The following is a 17,479-nucleotide window of genomic DNA, read 5'->3' as shown; positions in this document are numbered from 1 at the left end:
CGTGTCGTCCGGTTGTCAGTGGGGTGCGGCAGACTCGGGGGCGTGCGAAGGATCCAGGTCATCGGTATCGGCGCGGGCGACCCCGACCAGCTCACCCTGCAGGCGGTCAGGGCGCTGCGGAGCACCGACGTGTTCTTCGTCCTCGACAAGGGCGAGGCCCGGTCCGACCTCGTGGGGCTGCGCCGGCACCTGCTCGACACGCATGTGCCGGAGGGGACGTATCGCCTGGTCGAGGTACGCGATCCGGACCGGGACCGGACGGCCGGGAACGCCGCGTACTCCCGCGCGGTCGGCGACTGGCGCCGTGCCCGGGCCGAGATCTACGAGCGGCTGATAGCCGGGGAGCTCGGCGCGGACGAGAGCGGGGCTTTCCTGGTGTGGGGCGATCCCTCGTTGTACGACAGCACGCTCGGGATCCTGGAGGACGTCCTCGGGCGGGGCACGGTGGAGTTCGGGTACGGCGTCGTGCCCGGCATCAGCGGCGTCTCCGCGCTCGCCGCCCGTCATCGCACGGGCCTCAACCGGGTCGGACGTCCCGTCCAGATCACCACCGGGCGGCGGCTCGCCGAGGAGTTTCCGGCAGGGGTCGACGACGTGGTGGTGATGCTGGACGCCCATCAGGCCTTCCGGGAGCACACCGACGAGGACATCGACATCTTCTGGGGCGCCTACCTGGGCACCCCGGACGAACTCCTCGTCTCCGGGCCGATCGCCGAGGCCGCGCCGCGTATCGAGCGCCTGCGCGCACGGGCCCGTGAGCGCAAGGGCTGGATCATGGACACGTATCTGCTGCGACGGAACGCCGGGGGCAGCGGGCCCGGGCAACCGTAGGCATCGTGGGGAACCCGAGCGGGCCGTCCCCCTTGCAGTGGTGGTGCACCGGTGTGATCGTGACCTCGTGACAGCCGTCGAGGACACCACCGCACCGCCCGCCGCCGCGCAGCCGCCCGTGCTGGACTCCCGCCGCCGCAACGTCGTCTTCGTCACGATCATGCTCGGCATGCTCCTTGCCGCCCTGGACCAGACGATCGTCGGCACCGCTCTGCCGACGATCGTGTCGGACCTGGGCGGCGCCGAGCACATGTCGTGGGTGGTGACGTCGTATCTGCTGGCGGAGACCGTGGCCACGGTGCTGGTCGGCAAGTTCGGCGACCTGTTCGGCCGCAAGGTGGTCTTCCAGGTCTCGGCGATCGTCTTCATCACCGGATCGTTCCTGTGCGGACTCGCCACGAACATGACGCTGTTGATCGTCTGGCGGGCCATGCAGGGCGTCGGCGCGGGCGGGCTGATGGTCACGGCGATGGCCCTGATCGCCGACGTCATCCCGCTGCGGGAGCGCGGCAAGTACCAGGGCGCGATCGGTGCCGTGTTCGGTGTGGCGACGGTCATCGGGCCGCTGCTCGGCGGCCTGTTCACCGACCATCTGACCTGGCGCTGGGCCTTCTACGTCAACGTGCCGATCGCGATCGTGGTGGTCATCGCCGCGGCCCGCACCATTCCGGTGGTGAAATCGGCGGTGCGGCCGGTCATCGACTATCTGGGCATCGCGTTCGTCGCGATCGGCGCCAGCGCGCTGATCCTGGCGACGAGTTGGGGCGGCAACCAGTACGCGTGGGATTCCGGCGTCATCATCGCGCTGTTCGTCGGCGGCGCGGTCTCGCTCGGCCTGTTCTGCTGGGCGGAGTCCCGCGCGGCCGAACCGATGCTTCCCATGCGGCTGTTCGGCAACCCCGTCTTCACGGTGTGCTCGATCCTCAGCTTCATCGTCGGCTTCGCGATGCTCGGCGCGATGACCTACCTCCCGACCTTCCTCCAGTACGTCGACGGCGACTCGGCGACGGTCTCCGGCGTACGCACCCTGCCCATGGTGCTGGGCCTGCTGATCGCCTCCGTCTTCAGCGGCAACGTGGTCAGCAAGACCGGCAAGTACCGCCTCTTCCCGGTCATCGGCCTGGCGGTGATGGGCCTGGGCCTGTATCTCCTCTCCCTGATGGACGCCTCGACCAGCGCCTGGCTGTCCTCGCTCTACATGTTCGTCCTCGGCACCGGGATCGGCCTGGGCATGCAGGTGCTGACGATCGCCGTCCAGAACACCGTCGAGTACGCCGACCTGGGCACCGCGACCTCCGGCGTCACCTTCTTCCGTACGCTGGGCAGTTCGTTCGGCACCGCGGTCTTCGGCACGCTCTACACCAACTCGCTGACACCGAACCTCTCCGACGGCATCGCGGAGGCCGCCCGCACGGGCGCGGCGGACCAGGCCGCCATCGTCGGCGCGGCAACGAGCCCGGCAGGCCTGCACCACCTCCCCGCCCGGGCGGCCGAGCCGATCATCGACGCCTACGCGGACACCATCCAGACCGTCTTCCTGTGGACCGTGCCGGTCGCGCTCATCGGTTTCGTCGTCGCCCTGTTCCTCAAGCAGGTGCAGCTGCGCGACAGTGCGCGGATGGCTTCGACGGACATGGGTGACGGCTTCGGTACGCCGACCAGCCCGGACTCGCGCCGTCTGCTGGAAGCCTCCGTCGGCAAGATCATCGGCAGCACCGACCTGGACACCGCGCGCCGGATCGTCAGCGACTCCGACACCCGTCTGGACATCGCGGGCGCCTGGGCCGTGATGCAGGTCGAGCTGTTCACCCGGATGGTCGGCCATGCCGGTCTCGGTCTGATCGCCGCCCGTCGTCACATGCCGCCCGAGGTACTCCTGCCGGTCTTCGACCGCATGGTCGAGGAGGGCTATCTGACCCGCACCGGCTCCTTCTTCTCCCACACCGAGGCGGGTACCCGCGAGGCCGGGGTGATCGGCGGCGCCTGGGGCTCCTGGCTGGCCGAACGAGTGGAGCAGGACCTCGGCCGCCCCTCGGGCGACGACCTGCGCGCCGCGGTGGACGCCATCTCCAAACGCCTCCTGGTGGAGGACCTCAGCAGCAGCCTGCCGAGCCGACCTGCGGCGCTGGCGGGCTCAGGCGACCGGCGGAACCCGGAGAGCCGCTGATCAGCGCAGCAGCAACTGGGCTCCGCCCACCACCGTGGCCGCGATCACCAACTGCTCGAACAGCCGCTGGTTGATCCGGCTCACAGCCCATTTGCCGAGAAACGCGCCGGGGACGACGAACAGCACGAGCGCCGCGTCGAGCAGGAGCGAGTGGCCGTCGATGAGACCGAGGCCGGCACTGAAGGGGACCTTCGAGACGTTCACGATCAGGAAGAAGAACGCCGACGTCCCCAGGAAGCCGAGTTTCCGGAATCCGGCCGACAGGAGGTACATCGACATGACGGGGCCGCCCGCATTGGCGACCATCGTCGTGAAGCCGCCGAGGACACCGTACGAGCGGGCCTTGAGTTGTCCGGCGCGAGTGCTCACCGCCTCCGGCTCGTCCTCCTCCCGCTCTTCCTCTCCCTCCTCCTCCCGCTTCGCCTCCGCTTCCGCCCGCCGTCGGCGCCACACCGTCACCCCGGCCATCAGCAGCAGGATCGCCCCGATCGAGGTCCGTACGACCTCGTCGTCCGCCCACACCAGGAACACCGTGCCGACGACCACCCCCACTGCGACCGCCGGGAACAGCCGCCACAGGGTCGGCCAGTGGGCATGTCTGCGGTAGGTCAGTACGGCCAGTACGTCCCCGGCGATCAGGATCGGCAGCAGCACACCCGTGGACTCGCGGGCGGGCAGAACGGCCGCGAAGATCGCCAGACTGACCGTGTTGGCCCCGCTGACAGCGGTCTTGGAGAAGCCGACCAGCACCGCTGCGGCGGCGAGAGCGGCGAATTCCCAGTGCGTTATGTGCCAGAGCGTCATCGTGTTCATGCGGACACCGATGCTAAGCCCACCCAACTGCCACCGTCAGGACCGTCTCGCCAGGTGACACCTGCCCCACCCCGACGCGTCACCGTGGACCGGCCTCGCGAGTCCTGGGAAGATCCACGCACACCACGCTCACCACCCACGCCTTCAACGACGCACCCGGAGAAGCCATGGCCGAGTCCCGCGAGTACGTCCTCACCGGCAGCCGAGGCGAGATCGCCGTGCGCGAGTGGTCCCGGCCCGCTCCCAGTGACTCCGAACGTCCGCTCGATCCGCCCCGCTATCTCGCCCTCCTCTCGCACGGGTACGGGGAACACACGGGCCGCTACGAGGACCTCGCCGGCGTCCTCGTGGACCACGGCGCGACCGTTCTCGGCCCCGATCACCAAGGACACGGCCGGTCGGCGGGCGAGCGGGCGGTGATCGCGGACTTCGAGGACGTCGTCACCGATCTGCACGCCGTGGCCGAACTCGCCCGGTCCGTCCACCCGGACGTGCCCGTCGTCCTCATCGGCCACTCCACCGGCGGCCTGATCGCGGCCCGCTTCGCACAGCGGTGCGGCGCCGAACTCGCCGCGCTCGTCCTGTCGGCGCCCGTACTCGGCAGCTGGGACCTCCCGGAGCGGCTGCTCGAACTGGACGAGATCCCCGACCGGCCCATCAACCCGGCCGCGCTGTCCCGCGATCCCGCGGTCGGCGCGGCGTACGCGGCGGACCCGCTGGTCTGGCACGGTCCGATGAGACGGCCGACGCTGGAGGCATTCGTACGGACGCTGGAGACCGTGGCCAAGGGCGGTGACATCGGACCGCTGCCGCTGCTGTGGCTGCACGGCGACGACGACCGGCTCGTCCCGCTCGCCGGAAGCCGCGTCGGCATCGAGGAACTGCGGGGCACCGACTGGACCGAACGGATCTTTCCGGGCGCCCGGCACGACATCTTCCTGGAGACGGACCGGGCCGAGGCCTTCGCCGAGCTGACCGCCTTCGTGGACCGGGTACTCGCGCGCCGGCCCCACTGATCCCTCCCTTCTCCGCCTGATCACCTTCCTCTCCACCTGTTCGTTCTCTCTTCCCGCCGCCGATCGCTCTCCGTCGCCCCCGATGGCCTGTTCCGTCACGTTTCCGCCCCTCCGACCTGGGCACCCGCGTTCCATGGAGTGGTTGCGGCGAGCGGCCTGTGTGGGAGAGGACCCGGAACTGTTCTTCCCCATAGGCACGAAGGGGCCGGCGGTGCGCGACACCGCTGCCGCGAAACGCGTGTGCGCCCACTGCCCGGTGACCCCGCAGTGCCTGGACTGGGCCCTGCGCAGCGGTCAGACCTCGGGTGTCTGGGGCGGCACCTGCGAGGAGGAACGGGCCGCGCTGCTCCGTCCCACGAGAGAACGGGTCCGGTAGCCAGAACCCGGGCCGAGCCACGAGGAGGAGTTACCCCATGACTGTAGTGAAGAGCAGCCTGCCGGAGCCGGAACGCAAGATCACCGGTGACGCCCTGCAGGCGACCCTGGTGGATCTGCTGGCGCTGTCGCTGATCGGGAAGCAGGCCCACTGGAACATCGTGGGGCCGAGGTTCCGTTCGATCCATCTGCACCTCGACGAAGTGGTGTCGGCCGCCCGTGCGTTCTCCGACACCGTGGCGGAGCGCTCGGCGGCGCTCGGCGTGCCGCCGGACGGCCGCCCGGAGACCGTCGCCTCGGCTTCCGTGTTCCAGAGCCCGAAGGACGGCTGGATCCAGGACACGGATGTCGTCCAGCTGCTCGTCGAGGCACTGGCGACGGCGATCGAGCGTCTGCGCGAACGCATCGACGCGACGGAAGAGGCGGACCCGGTGACCCAGGATCTGCTGATCGGCATCACGGCCGAACTCGAGAAGCAGCGCTGGATGTTCGAGGCGGAAAACGCGACCCGCGGCGACTGACCGGGCCCTCCCCTCTTCTCGGTCGACTCACCCTCACCCTCGTCACCCCAACAGCCATCCCCGGCAACGAGGGTGCCGACGAGGCCGGTCACGTCGGCTTCGACGGTCGCCACCGCCATCGCGCCCGGTAGGCCCCTTCCTCGACCTGGCCGCTGAACGACCAACACCCCTTCGAGGTCAGGTCTCCTCGAAGGGGTGGTCGTGTGCTCCGGCGACGTCGTGCACCGGCGCCCATCGGAGACCCTTGCCGCGTCATGTCTTCCCCGTGGGGAAGAGTGCCCGCACCTCCCACCCCTGCGTCCGCCCGGCCGGCGGCCCGGCGCGCAGGTCCCCGCCCAGTGCCGTGACACGTTCCGTGAGGCCGACCAGGCCGAAGCCACCTCCGTGAGCGGCGGCCGGGAGCTGGGTGCCGCCCCGTCCGTCGTCGGTCACCCCGACCTCCAGGCTGCGGCCGTCGTGGCGGAGCCGGACGGTGATCTCGGTGGCGTCGGCCGCATGCCGCCGTACGTTCGTCAGCGCTTCCTGCACCACCCGGAACGCGGCGGCCTGCACCTCGTGCGGGAGGTCGTCGGGGACGGTGGGGTCACGGTCAAGGGTGACGTGCTGGAGCGGGTTCGCGAAGCCTTCCGCCAGTTCCGCGATGCCGTCCAGGTCGCCGACGGGCCGGCGGTCCGCGGCGTCGGGCCCGGTGTCGCGCAGCACGCCGACGGTACGGCGCATCGACGCCAGCGCCTCCGTGGCCGCGCGTTCGATGCCCGCAAGGACGGTGTCCAGGCGCTCCGGCTGGGTGGTCGCCATCATGCGGGCCATCTGGGTCTGGACGAGGATCCCGGTCACATGGTGGGCGACGAAGTCGTGCAGGTCGGCGGCGATCGCCACCCGTTCCGCCCGCCGGGTGGCGACGACCGCTGCGGCCCGCCGGTGGTCCAGCGCACGCAGATACCCCGCGAGACCGGCGACAAAGCCGATCAGAACGAGCTCCACCAGCATGAATCCGAGCAGGCTGGTCCGGTCGTCCCGGTAGAAGCGCACGGGGGTGCCCAGCAGCGCGGCGGCGTTCAGCGTCGCGCAGATGACGGCCCAGGGCTGCGGGCACTGGTGTACCGCCATGAACAGCAGAATCAGCAGCACGAGCGTCTCGCCCGGACCGAACGGGGCCTGCTGGTCCAGCAGCAGCGAACCCGCCGTGAACAGCAGTGAGACGACGGCCGGTACGCCCGTGCGCAGTTGCGGGGTGAACCACCGCGGCCGCCGGCTGCTCGGCCACAGCAGAGCGGCGTACCCGAGCGCCAGGACGAGCACGTGGGGCCAGACCACGTAGCCACTGTCCGTCGCGTCGAGGACGTCGACAGCCCCGGCCATGACCAGGAGTGCGACGACGAAGGCCCGGGCGCAGTTGCGGGGCGAGTCCGATGTCATGCGGATCACCGTATGCGTGGACGGGAACGGCGGGATCGGCCGAATGGCCGAGGAGCCGGTCCGCAAGGGTGGCCGGACGGCTGAGGCGCGCACTCGTGCCCGCGGGACAGAGTGGAGCCAATTCCACCCGGTCCGACCTTCAGGAGTACGAGATGCAGCGCAAGGCCCTCATCAGCGTGATCGGCGGTGCGACCGCCGCGGTCGCCCTGGCCGGCGTAGGTACCCATCTGCTCGCGGGCACCGAGTCGACAACCGCTCTGGACAAGTACACGGCGGTGACGGTGGACGGCCACAGGGCCCTGTCGGCAGACATCGTCGCGGGGCGCGCCCAGAGCAAGTTCCACCCACTGCCCTGGGTGGGCACGAAGGTCTCCCGGGTGTCCTGCCCGACCGGTCTGAAGGCCGTGGCCGGCGCGAGCATCACATGCTCCGGCCACACCGGCAAGGGCAAGGACATCGACATACCGGTGACGGTGGTCAAGGCGACGAACACCTCCGTGACCTGGAAGTTCGAGCGCTGAGCAACGGCTAGCTGAGCAACGGCGAAGAGACCAAGGAGAACGAAGAGACGATGAGCACTGTCCTGGCCGGTGTCGGCCTCACCAAGAAGTACGGCTCCACCACTGCTCTGCACGGCGTGGACGTGAAGGTCGGTGTCCGCGAGTCGCTGGCGATCATGGGTCCGTCCGGGTCCGGGAAATCGACCCTCCTGCACACGCTTGCCGGAGTGGTCCGTCCGGACGGCGGCGAGGTCCTCCTGCACAGCGGGCGTATCGACAACCTGGGTGAGAACCGGCTGAGCGAACTGCGTCGCAAGCAGTTCGGATTCGTCTTCCAGTTCGGCCAGTTGCTGCCCGAACTGCCCGCAGAGGAGAACATCGCCCTGCCGCTGATGCTGGACGGCATGCCCCGTGCCCGGGCCGTCTCCCTCGCCCGGCGCTGGTTCGCCCCGCTCGGCCTCGACGGTCTGGAGAATCGCCGCCCTGGTCAGCTGTCCGGTGGTCAGGCCCAGAGAGTCGCGATAGCCCGCGCCCTGGTCGTCCAGCCGGACGTCGTCTTCGCCGACGAGCCGACAGGCGCGCTGGACCAGGTCACCAGCGAGGAGGTCATCCGGCTGCTGACCTCCGTCACCCGTGAGCAGGGTGCCTCCCTGGTGATGGTCACCCACGATCCGGACGTAGCCGCCCACTGCGACCGCGTCCTCCAGGTCCGTGACGGCCGCATCACCGGCCATCACCAGTACACCGTCACTCCTTGAGTCACGGTCCGCAGTACACGGTCACCGTCACCGTCGCACCCTGAGCCACGTTCCTCGCCGCTCCAACGCCCCTTCTCCTGGCACTGGTTCGTCCTCGCCGCCCCCTTCTGCCCGATCACCGGCCGCCGCGCCCTTCCCGAGCCTCCCGGAGCCCTCATGTCCTCGCCCATCCCCCGGTTGACGTGGTTTCTCGCATGCCGCTCCGGCCGCCGCGGTCTGCACAGCCAGTTGCTGGCGGCCGGCGCCGCGGCGGTCGGCGCGCTGATCCTCCTGGTGCTCACGGCCGCCTACTTCGGCAGCGGCACCCGCGCTCACGACACGGCCTGGCGCACTCCCGCCCCCGACCGGCACGGCACCGCCGTCCAGACACTCGGCACGACCTATCTCGGCGACCGGCCGGTCACCGTGGTCTCCCTGGCCCAGCTGCCGGGCCGGAAGGCCACTCCGGCGCCCCCGGGGCTGACCGAGTTCCCCGAGCCCGGGCAGGTGTACGTCTCGCCCGCCCTGGCCGACCTGCTGAACCGGACGCCGGCGACTCAACTCGCCGACCGCTTTCCGAGGGTGTCCTCGTACGGCGCCATCGGCGCCGCCGGTCTCGCGGCGCCCCAGGAGCTGGTGGCCGTCGTGGGGAAGGCCGCGTCCGATCCCACAATCTCCTCCGCGGCCGAGCCGCTCGGCCTGTTCGGCCAGTTCGGCGGGTTGACCGCCCGCTCGGTGATCTCCGGCTTCGACGGCACCGATGTCAGCGTGTTCACCTCGGCGGACAAGCCGGCGGTGTCGGTCGGTGTGGCGATCGTCGCCGTTCCCGTGATCGTGCTGGCGGCTGCCGCCGGACGGCTCGGCGCGGCCCGGCGTGAGCAGCGGCTCGCCGCGCTGCGCCTGGCCGGGGCGACACCTCGACAGATCCTCGCGATGACCGGACTGGAGTCGGCGGTCGTCGGAGCGGCCGGGGCGCTGACCGGCGCGCTGGCCTACTGTCTGCTGCTGCCCGCGCTCGCGAAGATCCCGTTCGGCATCGGCAGCTGGTACACGGGTCAGTTGTGGGTGGGGCTGCCGTGGCTGCTGGCGGTCACGGTGTTCGTGGCAGGCCTGATCGCGGTGAGCGCCATGATGACGCTGCGTCAGGTGGCGGTCTCTCCGCTGGGCGTGGCACAGCAGGCGAACCCGCGCCGCACCCGCCTCATCCGTCTGGTCCTCTTCGCGGCAACCCTGCTCTACATCTACGTGACAGCCTCCTCGGGCAGCACGGGCCCCGGCAAGCAGCTCGCGATGCTGCTCATGTTCTACGGCGCCTTCTGGCTCCTCGGTCCCTGGGTCGTGGACCGTCTCGGCCGGATCACGGCCCACTTCGCCCGCCGTCCGGCGACCCTGCTGGCGGCGCGCCGGCTCAGCGACGACCCGCGCGGCTCATGGCGCACCGTCAGCGGACTGGTCCTCGCCGGGTTCGTGGCCGGGTTCTTCACCGTGGGCAACGTGGGTATCGACGACTACCACTTCCCCGCTCAGGTCGCCGTACCCACCACGAGCACCGCCACTGCCCGCACCGCCGCGACCGAGGCCCGGTCACTGCTCGACGCGGCCGGAGTGAAGGCGACCGTCACCACGAGCAAGGGCGGCGACGATTTGCTGGGCACTTCCACCGGAGTGCTGGTCCACGTCTCCGGCGGGACGGAGCAGCTCGACACAGCCGTCACCGCACTCTCGAACCTGGTGCCGGGCCAGTTGCCGTACACCCAGGAGTACGCCAACGCCGAGAACGACGCCTTCACCGGTCGGCTGGGCGAACTCGGCACCGCCGCCCTCGCGGTCAGTTTCCTCGTCGCGACCGCCTCCGCCGGGCTGACCGCCGCCGCGAACGTCCTCGACCGGCGACGTGTCTACGCCCTGCTGCGGCTGGCCGGCACTCCGCTGAAACTCCTCGACCGGGCCAGGTTCCGTGAGACGGTCCTCCCGCTGGTCGTCCTCGCCGGCGGCACCACCGCCGCCGGGATCTACGCCGCCTTCCAGGTCAACAAGATGTTCGACAGCACGATCAGCACCTCGGGAGCGGTGACCCTCGCGGTGTGCATAGCTGTGGGCGCGCTGGCCATGTTCGCGGCGATCGGAGCGAGCAGGCCCTTGCTACGGGCGGTCACGGAGAACGCCGCGCAGACGGCGGACTGAGAACAAAAGACGATGCTGCACCCCACTCCTCCCCTTCCACCCCTGAGGCATGATCGAGCCATGACTGCCGCCCCGCCCAGCCCACCGATCCGCGTCCTCATCGCGGACGACCAGGACATGGTTCGTACCGGCTTCCGCTTCTTCCTGGACGCCCAGCCCGACATCACCGTCGTCGCCGAGGCCTCCAACGGTGAGGAGGCCGTGGCGCTGGCCCGCCGTGAGCGTCCTGACGTATGTCTGCTGGACATCCGGATGCCCAAGCTCGACGGCCTGGAGGCGACCCGGCTTCTGGCCGGCCCCGGGGTCACCGACCCGATGCGAGTCGTCGTCGTCACCACCTTCGACCTCGACGAGTACGTGTACGGGGCACTGCGTGGCGGCGCCTGTGGGTTCCTGCTCAAGGACTCGGGGCCCACCCTGCTCGCGGAGGCGGTACGGGCCGCGGCGGCCGGTGACTCCCTGGTGTCGCCGTCGATCACGGTCCGTCTGCTCCAGCACATCACCGCCCCGCAGGCCACCGCGTCCCGCCCGGCAGCTCCGCCCCAGGTCTCCGCCGCGACGCTCACGGAACCGCTCACCGACCGTGAACTCGACGTGGTCCGGTTGGTCGCACTCGGTCACACCAATGCCGAGATCGCCGCCTCACTGTTCGTCTCCCTCTCCACGGTCAAGACGCATCTGTCGAGTGTTCAGCTGAAACTGGCCGCACGGAACCGGGTAGAGATCGCGGCCTGGGCATGGCAGAACGGGCACGCGCGTCCGGAGGTCTGACAGCGTCCGTACAGCCGGATGTGGCGCGTTCGACGTGCAGAGGCTCTGCAGAAACAGGACGACTTGAAAGTACGATCAGCCAATGTCTGAAATGATCGAAACCACGCCCGGCTGGTTGGCACCCGACGAACTCGAGCAGTCTCGCGCCCGGATGCCGATCCTGTACGTGGAGGCCGTGCCGGTGCGCGTCGACGACAACGGCGAAGTCACCAGCATCGGCCTGCTCCTGCGCATCGGATCGGACGGCAACGTCAGCCGCGCTCTGGTGTCGGGCCGCGTTCTCCACCACGAGCGCGTGCGCGACGCCCTCATGCGCAATCTGGAGAAGGATCTCGGCCCGGTGGCCCTGCCCAGGATCCCGGCCTCCCCGCAGCCCTTCACCGTCGCGGAGTATTTCCCGACGCTGGGGGTCACCCCGTTCCACGACCCGCGCCAGCACGCGGTGTCCCTCGCCTACATCGTCCCGGTGGCCGGCGACTGCCGTCCACGCCAGGACGCCCTCGATCTGGTCTGGTTCAGTCCGGAGGAGGCGTCCTCCCCCGTGGTCCAGAACGAGATGCCGGGCGGTCAGGGAATGCTCCTCAAGCAGGCCCTGGCCCATGTCGGCCGCCTGTCCTGAACAGGCTCGGTGGGGCGGCTCGGGGGTGACAATCCCCGAGCCGCCCGCCCCCGTCGACAACCGTTGTCCGTACGCCCGGGAGGAGCCGGCCGTTCCGGATTCAGGCGATCTCGACGAGCAGGTCGCCGCCCTCCACCTGCTGGATCCTGTTGATGGCGAGCCTTGTCACCTTGCCGGCCTTCGAGGCGGTGACCGCGGCTTCCATCTTCATCGCCTCGATGGTGGCCACCGTGGCGCCGACCGCCACCTCGTCCCCCTCGGCGACGGCGAGCGTCACCACTCCGGCGAACGGCGCGGCGACATGTCCGGGGTTGGCCCGGTCGGCTTTCTCCGTGGCCGGGATGTCGGAGGACACGGCGGTGTCGCGTACCTGGATCGGCCGCAGTTGGCCGTTCAGCGTGGACATCACCGTGCGCATGCCACGTTCGTCGGCCTCGCCCACGGCCTCCAGCTCGATGAGGAGCCTGACCCCCGGTTCGAGGTCGACCGAGTACTCCGTCCCGGGACGCAGCCCGTAGAAGAAGTCCTTGCTGGCCAGCACGCTGGTGTCGCCGTAGGTCTGACGGTGGGTCTCGAACTCGCGTGCGGGGCCGGGGAACAGTAGCCGGTTGAGCGTCCCCCGACGGTCTTTCGCCAGCCCTGTTCGGTCGTCCGAGGTCAGTTCCACCATGGGCCTGGGTGCGGCCCGGCCCTCCAGTGCCTTGGTGCGGAACGGCTCCGGCCAGCCGCCGGGCGGGTTGCCCAGCTCACCGCGCAGGAACCCGATGACGGAGTCGGGGATGTCGAACCTGTTCGGCGTCGCCTCGAAGTCCTCCGGCGAGACGTCGGCGCCGACGAGGTGGAGGGCGAGGTCGCCGACCACCTTCGACGACGGGGTGACCTTCACCAGCCGGCCGAGGATCCGGTCCGCGGCGGCGTACATCGCCTCGATCGCCTCGAAGCGGTCACCGAGGCCCAGCGCGACCGCCTGGGTGCGCAGGTTGGACAGCTGCCCGCCGGGGATCTCGTGGTGGTAGACCCGCCCGGTCGGCGAGGCGAGGCCCGCCTCGAACGGTGCGTAGATCTTCCGGACGCTCTCCCAGTACGGCTCCAGGTCGCCCACGGCCTGCAGGCTCAGCCCGGTGGGCCGCTCGGAGTAGTCGGTCGCGGCGACGATGCCCGACAGCGACGGCTGCGAGGTGGTGCCCGCCATCGACGCCACCGCTCCGTCCACCGCGTCCGCGCCGGCCTGGATCGCGGCGAGGTAGGTGGCGAGCTGGCCGCCCGCGGTGTCGTGGGTGTGGAGGTGCACCGGCAGATCGAACTCGCGGCGCAGCGCCGACACAAGGGTCGCGGCGGCCGGGGCGCGCAGCAGCCCCGCCATGTCCTTGACGGCCAGGACATGGGCGCCCGCCTCGACGATCTGCTCGGCGAGGCGCAGGTAGTAGTCGAGGGTGTAGAGCCGCTCGGACGGGTCGGAGAGGTCGGACGTGTAGCACAGGGCGACCTCGGCGATGGCCGTGCCCGTCTCGCGTACAGCGTCGATGGCGGGCCGCATCTGCCCGACGTCGTTGAGCGCGTCGAAGATCCGGAAGATGTCGATGCTGGTGGCCGCGGCCTCCTGTACGAAGGCGTCGGTCACCTCGGTCGGGTACGGCGTGTAGCCCACGGTGTTGCGGCCGCGCAGCAGCATCTGCAGGCAGATGTTCGGCACGGCCTCACGCAGCGCGGCCAGGCGCTCCCAGGGGTCCTCGGCGAGGAAACGCAGCGCGACGTCGTAGGTGGCGCCGCCCCAGCACTCCAGGGACAGCAGCTCGGGCAGGGTCCGGGCCACCACCGGGGCGATGGCGAGCATGTCCTTGGTACGGACCCGGGTGGCGAGCAGTGACTGGTGGGCGTCGCGGAACGTGGTGTCGGTGACGCCGATGGTCGGCGACGCGCGCAGCCACCGGGCGAAGCCCTCCGGGCCCAGTTCGACGAGCCGCTGCCGGGAGCCCGCGGGCGGCTCCGAGTCCGGCAGCTGCGGGACCTTGGTGACCGGGTCGATCAGTTCGGGGCGTTCGCCGTGCGGCTTGTTCACGGTGACGTCGGCGAGGTAGGTGAGCAGTTTCGTGCCGCGGTCGGCGGAGTGACGTGCCGTGAGCAGGTGCGGCCGTCGCTCGATGAACGAGGTCGTGACCCGACCGGCCCGGAAGTCCGGGTCGTCGAGCACGGCCTGCAGGAACGGGATGTTGGTGGCCACGCCACGGATGCGGAACTCGGCCACGGCACGCCGGGCCCGGCTGATCGCGGTCCCGAAGTCACGGCCCCGGCAGGTGAGTTTGACCAGCATCGAGTCGAAGTGCGCGCTGATCTCCGTACCGGCGTGGGTGGTGCCACCGTCGAGCCGGATGCCGGAGCCGCCGGGCGAGCGGTAGGCGCTGATCCTGCCGGTGTCCGGGCGGAAGCCGTTGGCGGGGTCCTCGGTCGTGATACGGCACTGCAGTGCGGCGCCGTGCAGGGTGACGGTCTCCTGGGAGAGCCCGAGGTCCGCCAGTGTCTCGCCGGAGGCGATGCGCAGCTGCGACTGGACGAGGTCGACGTCGGTGACCTCCTCGGTGACCGTGTGCTCGACCTGGATACGGGGGTTCATCTCGATGAAGACGTGGTTGCCGTCGCGGTCGAGCAGGAACTCCACGGTGCCCGCGTTGCGGTAGCCGATCTCCCGGGCGAACCGCACGGCGTCGGCGCAGATCCGGTCGCGCAGCTCCGGGTCGAGGTTCGGCGCGGGCGCCATCTCGACCACTTTCTGGTGGCGTCGCTGCACCGAGCAGTCACGTTCGAACAGGTGGATGACGTTGCCCTGGCCGTCGGCGAGGATCTGTACCTCGATGTGGCGTGGCTCGACGACCGCCTTCTCCAGGAAGACCGTGGAGTCACCGAACGCGGAGGCCGCCTCGCGGGCCGCGGCCTCGATGGACTCGCGCAGCTGGGCGGGTTCCTCGACCCGTCGCATGCCGCGCCCGCCACCGCCGGCGACGGCCTTGACGAACACCGGGAAGCCGATGTCGTCGGCGGCGCGGACGAGTTCGTCCACGTCGGCGGAGGGCGCCGAGGAGGCCAGCACCGGTACGCCGGCCGCGCGGGCGGCGGCCACCGCGCTCGCCTTGTTGCCGGTCAGCTCCAGCGTGTCGGCGCTGGGCCCGACGAAGGTGATGCCGCCCTCCTCGCAGGCGCGCGCCAGATCGGGGTTCTCGGACAGGAACCCGTAACCGGGGTACACCGCGTCCGCGCCTGCCTGTCGCGCCGCGCGGACGATCTCCTCCACGGAGAGGTACGCCCGGACGGGGTGTCCGGGACTGCCGATCTCGTAGGCCTCGTCGGCCTTCAACCGGTGCAGTGAATTGCGATCCTCGTGCGGGAAGACGGCCACGGTCCTCGCGCCCAGCTCAAAGCTGGCGCGGAACGCGCGAATCGCGATCTCACCACGGTTGGCGACCAGCACCTTGCGGAACATCCTGGATCCCTTCAGCCTGCCGGTGACGCGCCCCATGGTGTCGGCCGGGCCCGGCTCGCGCCATGTGAGCCGGGCCACTCACACCCACCAGGGGCACGTTCAGCGGAGGTCGGCCGAGGCAGGGGCGTCGTCCAGGAAGCCCCCCGACTGGTGCTGCCACAGCTTGGCGTAGGCACCCTCAGCCGCGAGCAGCTCCTGGTGCGTGCCCTGCTCGACGATCCTTCCGCGGTCGAGGACGACAAGCCGGTCCATACCGGCGACCGTGCTCAGCCGGTGCGCCACCACGAGCGCCGTGCGCCCCTCCATGAGCCGCCACAAAGCCTCCTGAACGAGGATCTCGCTCTCGGAGTCCAGGGCGCTGGTGGCCTCGTCGAGCAGCAGGATCGGAGCGTCGCGCAGGATCGCCCGGGCGAGGGCGACCCGCTGTCGCTGTCCGCCGGACAGCTTGACTCCGCGTTCGCCGACCATGGTGTCGAAGCCGTCCGGCAGCGCGTCGGCGAACTCCGTGACGTGCGCCGCCTCGGCCGCACGGCGGATCTCGGCTTCGGTGGCGTCGGGGCGGGCGAACTGGATGTTGTCGCGGAGCGTGCGGTGGAACATCGCCGGGTCCTGCGGCACGTAGGCGATCAGGCTGCGCAGGTCCCGCTGGCGCAGCCGGCTGATGTCCTGGCCTCCGATCATGATCCGCCCGGCGTCGATGTCGGTCATCCGCAGCAGCAGGCGGCTGAGGGTGGTTTTCCCCCCGCCGGAACGGCCGACGAGGCCGATCTTCGCTCCGCCGGCCACCGCCAGGTCGAGACCCTCGAAGAGCGGCTCGGCACCGGCGTGGGCGAAGGTGACGTTCTCGAAGCGGACGTCGGCAGCCCTGGACCGCAGGGCTTCCGGCGCCGGGGGGTCGACCACGGTCGGCGAGGTCAGCAGCAGTTCGGTGAACTGCGCGGCCTCCGTCATCGAGCTTTCCAGCCGGCGGTAGATCTGGTTGAACTCGAACATGATCCGGGTGGCGTTCGAGTAGTACGTGAAGGCGACCACGACCGTCTCCACACCGTGCCCGTTCCCGGCGAGGGTGACCGCGAGCAGCAGGCCCAGGGCGTTGGTGAGCACGGACAGTGGTGCGACCAGCGTGTCGATGCGCAGGTTGCCGTAGTCCCACGACCTGAGCATGAGCCGCCGTGACGCCGCGACCCGGGACCGGTGCTCGGCGGCCTCACGTTCCTCGGCGGCGAACGCCCTGACCGTGTCCATGTTCATCAGGCTGTCGGCGACATGGCCCGACACCCGAGCGATCGCCTCCTCTCGCTTGTCGACGAGTGCCTGGCGGCGCCGGATGAGGGGCACCACGCACAGCGCCGTCAGTGCGATCATCACCAACAGACCGACCACCAGCATCGGTTCGTAGCGCCACAGCACCACCGACCCGAACACGAGTGGCACGAGACTGCCCACGACCTGGAACGTGAGGGTGTCGACGAACTCCTCGAACCGGGAGGCGAAGCTCAGGACCCGTTTGGTCAGCGACCCGGCGAAGTTGTCGTGGAAGAACGCGGCGTCCTTGGCGAACAACTCGTCCATGCCGATCACGTACAGGTGCTCGATGCCACCGGCGTCGACGCGGTTCAGGCAGTGCAGGCCGATTCGCCAGAGCACCTCCGAGAGCAGCATGACGCCGGCGAAGGCGATGACGTAGGGCAGTGCCGAGCCGGCGGTGACGCCGTTGTCGTCGGCGATGCGGCCGACGAGCTTCGCGACGATCAGCGGCGCGACGTAGTTGAGGCCGATGTTGCCCAGCGCGGGCAACATCATCGCGGGCACCGTCAGCAGGCGGAGACGGGTCAACTCCCGTCCGTAGTAACGAAGGGCGAGGAGCACAGGCCCCTTGCCCGGTGGATCCTTGGGCGATTCAGGCGATCCCATTCCAACCCTGTGGTGTCGTAGGGTGGCCGGCCACTCGCCTTCGCCGGGGTCGTCCGGGCAGGCGGGCGCGACGGCGCCGCCGCCACGAAGCTCGCGGCGGCGCCGAAGTACGAGTAGGGGCAGGCCAGAAGTCGCAG

At 70.2% G+C, this 17,479-nt stretch carries 14 protein-coding genes; 10 read left to right on the top strand and 4 right to left on the bottom strand.

Features of this window, described 5'->3' with window-relative positions; translation table 11 throughout:
* The first annotated feature begins 42 nt into the window (after nt 1-42).
* On the top strand, nt 43-831 hold the full coding sequence (gene cobF, locus OG241_RS46115) for a precorrin-6A synthase (deacetylating) (RefSeq protein ID WP_405824613.1): 789 nt from the start codon (nt 43-45) through the stop codon (nt 829-831).
* A 67-nt stretch (nt 832-898) separates the two neighbouring features.
* Nucleotides 899-2,998: an MDR family MFS transporter gene (locus OG241_RS46110; protein ID WP_405824611.1), complete on the top strand. Its 2,100-nt coding sequence runs from the start codon at nt 899-901 to the stop codon at nt 2,996-2,998.
* Here the strand turns inward: OG241_RS46110 and OG241_RS46105 are convergent, their stop codons facing one another.
* Complete coding sequence (locus tag OG241_RS46105; protein ID WP_405824609.1) at nt 2,999-3,811, bottom strand: sulfite exporter TauE/SafE family protein; 813 nt, start codon at nt 3,809-3,811, stop codon at nt 2,999-3,001.
* Nucleotides 3,812-3,978: 167 nt separating this feature from the next.
* On the opposite strand from OG241_RS46105, the gene OG241_RS46100 reads away from it, so the two are divergent.
* From OG241_RS46100 to OG241_RS46090, 3 genes are all read left to right on the top strand, one after another.
* The gene (locus OG241_RS46100; protein WP_405824607.1) at nt 3,979-4,827 is read left to right on the top strand and encodes an alpha/beta hydrolase; all 849 of its coding nucleotides are present in this window, start codon (nt 3,979-3,981) and stop codon (nt 4,825-4,827) included.
* A gap of 82 nt (nt 4,828-4,909) precedes the next feature.
* Complete coding sequence (locus OG241_RS46095) at nt 4,910-5,203, top strand: WhiB family transcriptional regulator (RefSeq protein WP_405824605.1); 294 nt, start codon at nt 4,910-4,912, stop codon at nt 5,201-5,203.
* 37 nt (nt 5,204-5,240) lie between these two features.
* Nucleotides 5,241-5,723: a Dps family protein gene (locus OG241_RS46090; RefSeq protein WP_405824603.1), complete on the top strand. Its 483-nt coding sequence runs from the start codon at nt 5,241-5,243 to the stop codon at nt 5,721-5,723.
* 252 nt (nt 5,724-5,975) lie between these two features.
* On the opposite strand, the gene OG241_RS46085 is transcribed toward OG241_RS46090, so the two are convergent.
* Nucleotides 5,976-7,142 carry a sensor histidine kinase gene (locus OG241_RS46085; RefSeq protein ID WP_405824601.1) on the bottom strand — a complete coding sequence of 389 codons (1,167 nt, stop codon included), beginning with the start codon at nt 7,140-7,142 and terminating at the stop codon, nt 5,976-5,978.
* Between the two features lie 152 nt (nt 7,143-7,294).
* Here OG241_RS46085 and OG241_RS46080 point away from each other — a divergent pair, with 152 nt between their 5' ends.
* The 5 genes from OG241_RS46080 (at nt 7,295) to OG241_RS46060 (ending at nt 11,953) form a co-directional block, all read left to right on the top strand.
* Nucleotides 7,295-7,663 (top strand): DUF4333 domain-containing protein, encoded by a 369-nt coding sequence (locus OG241_RS46080; protein ID WP_405824599.1) that lies wholly within the window; start codon nt 7,295-7,297, stop codon nt 7,661-7,663.
* Nucleotides 7,664-7,713: 50 nt separating this feature from the next.
* Nucleotides 7,714-8,400: an ABC transporter ATP-binding protein gene (locus tag OG241_RS46075; RefSeq protein WP_405824597.1), complete on the top strand. Its 687-nt coding sequence runs from the start codon at nt 7,714-7,716 to the stop codon at nt 8,398-8,400.
* 156 nt (nt 8,401-8,556) lie between these two features.
* Nucleotides 8,557-10,563, top strand: coding sequence for an FtsX-like permease family protein (locus tag OG241_RS46070; protein ID WP_405824595.1), 2,007 nt, complete (start codon nt 8,557-8,559; stop codon nt 10,561-10,563).
* Nucleotides 10,564-10,623: 60 nt separating this feature from the next.
* Complete coding sequence (locus OG241_RS46065) at nt 10,624-11,334, top strand: response regulator (protein WP_405824593.1); 711 nt, start codon at nt 10,624-10,626, stop codon at nt 11,332-11,334.
* Between the two features lie 91 nt (nt 11,335-11,425).
* Nucleotides 11,426-11,953: an NUDIX hydrolase family protein gene (locus OG241_RS46060; RefSeq protein WP_044471876.1), complete on the top strand. Its 528-nt coding sequence runs from the start codon at nt 11,426-11,428 to the stop codon at nt 11,951-11,953.
* 100 nt (nt 11,954-12,053) lie between these two features.
* On the opposite strand, the gene OG241_RS46055 is transcribed toward OG241_RS46060, so the two are convergent.
* Together OG241_RS46055 and OG241_RS46050 are read right to left on the bottom strand one after the other, a co-directional pair.
* Nucleotides 12,054-15,428, bottom strand: coding sequence for a pyruvate carboxylase (locus tag OG241_RS46055; RefSeq protein WP_405826807.1), 3,375 nt, complete (start codon nt 15,426-15,428; stop codon nt 12,054-12,056).
* A gap of 99 nt (nt 15,429-15,527) precedes the next feature.
* Nucleotides 15,528-17,342, bottom strand: a complete 1,815-nt coding sequence (locus OG241_RS46050; RefSeq protein ID WP_405824591.1) for an ABC transporter ATP-binding protein — start codon at nt 17,340-17,342, stop codon at nt 15,528-15,530.
* Nucleotides 17,343-17,479: the final 137 nt, after the last annotated feature.

It is taken from the genome of Streptomyces sp. NBC_01390 (assembly GCF_045040105.1).
Taxonomy (GTDB): Bacteria; Actinomycetota; Actinomycetes; order Streptomycetales; family Streptomycetaceae; genus Streptomyces.
The sequence above is the reverse complement of the archived record's forward strand: the minus strand, read 5'-3'. Positions and strand labels throughout refer to the sequence as shown.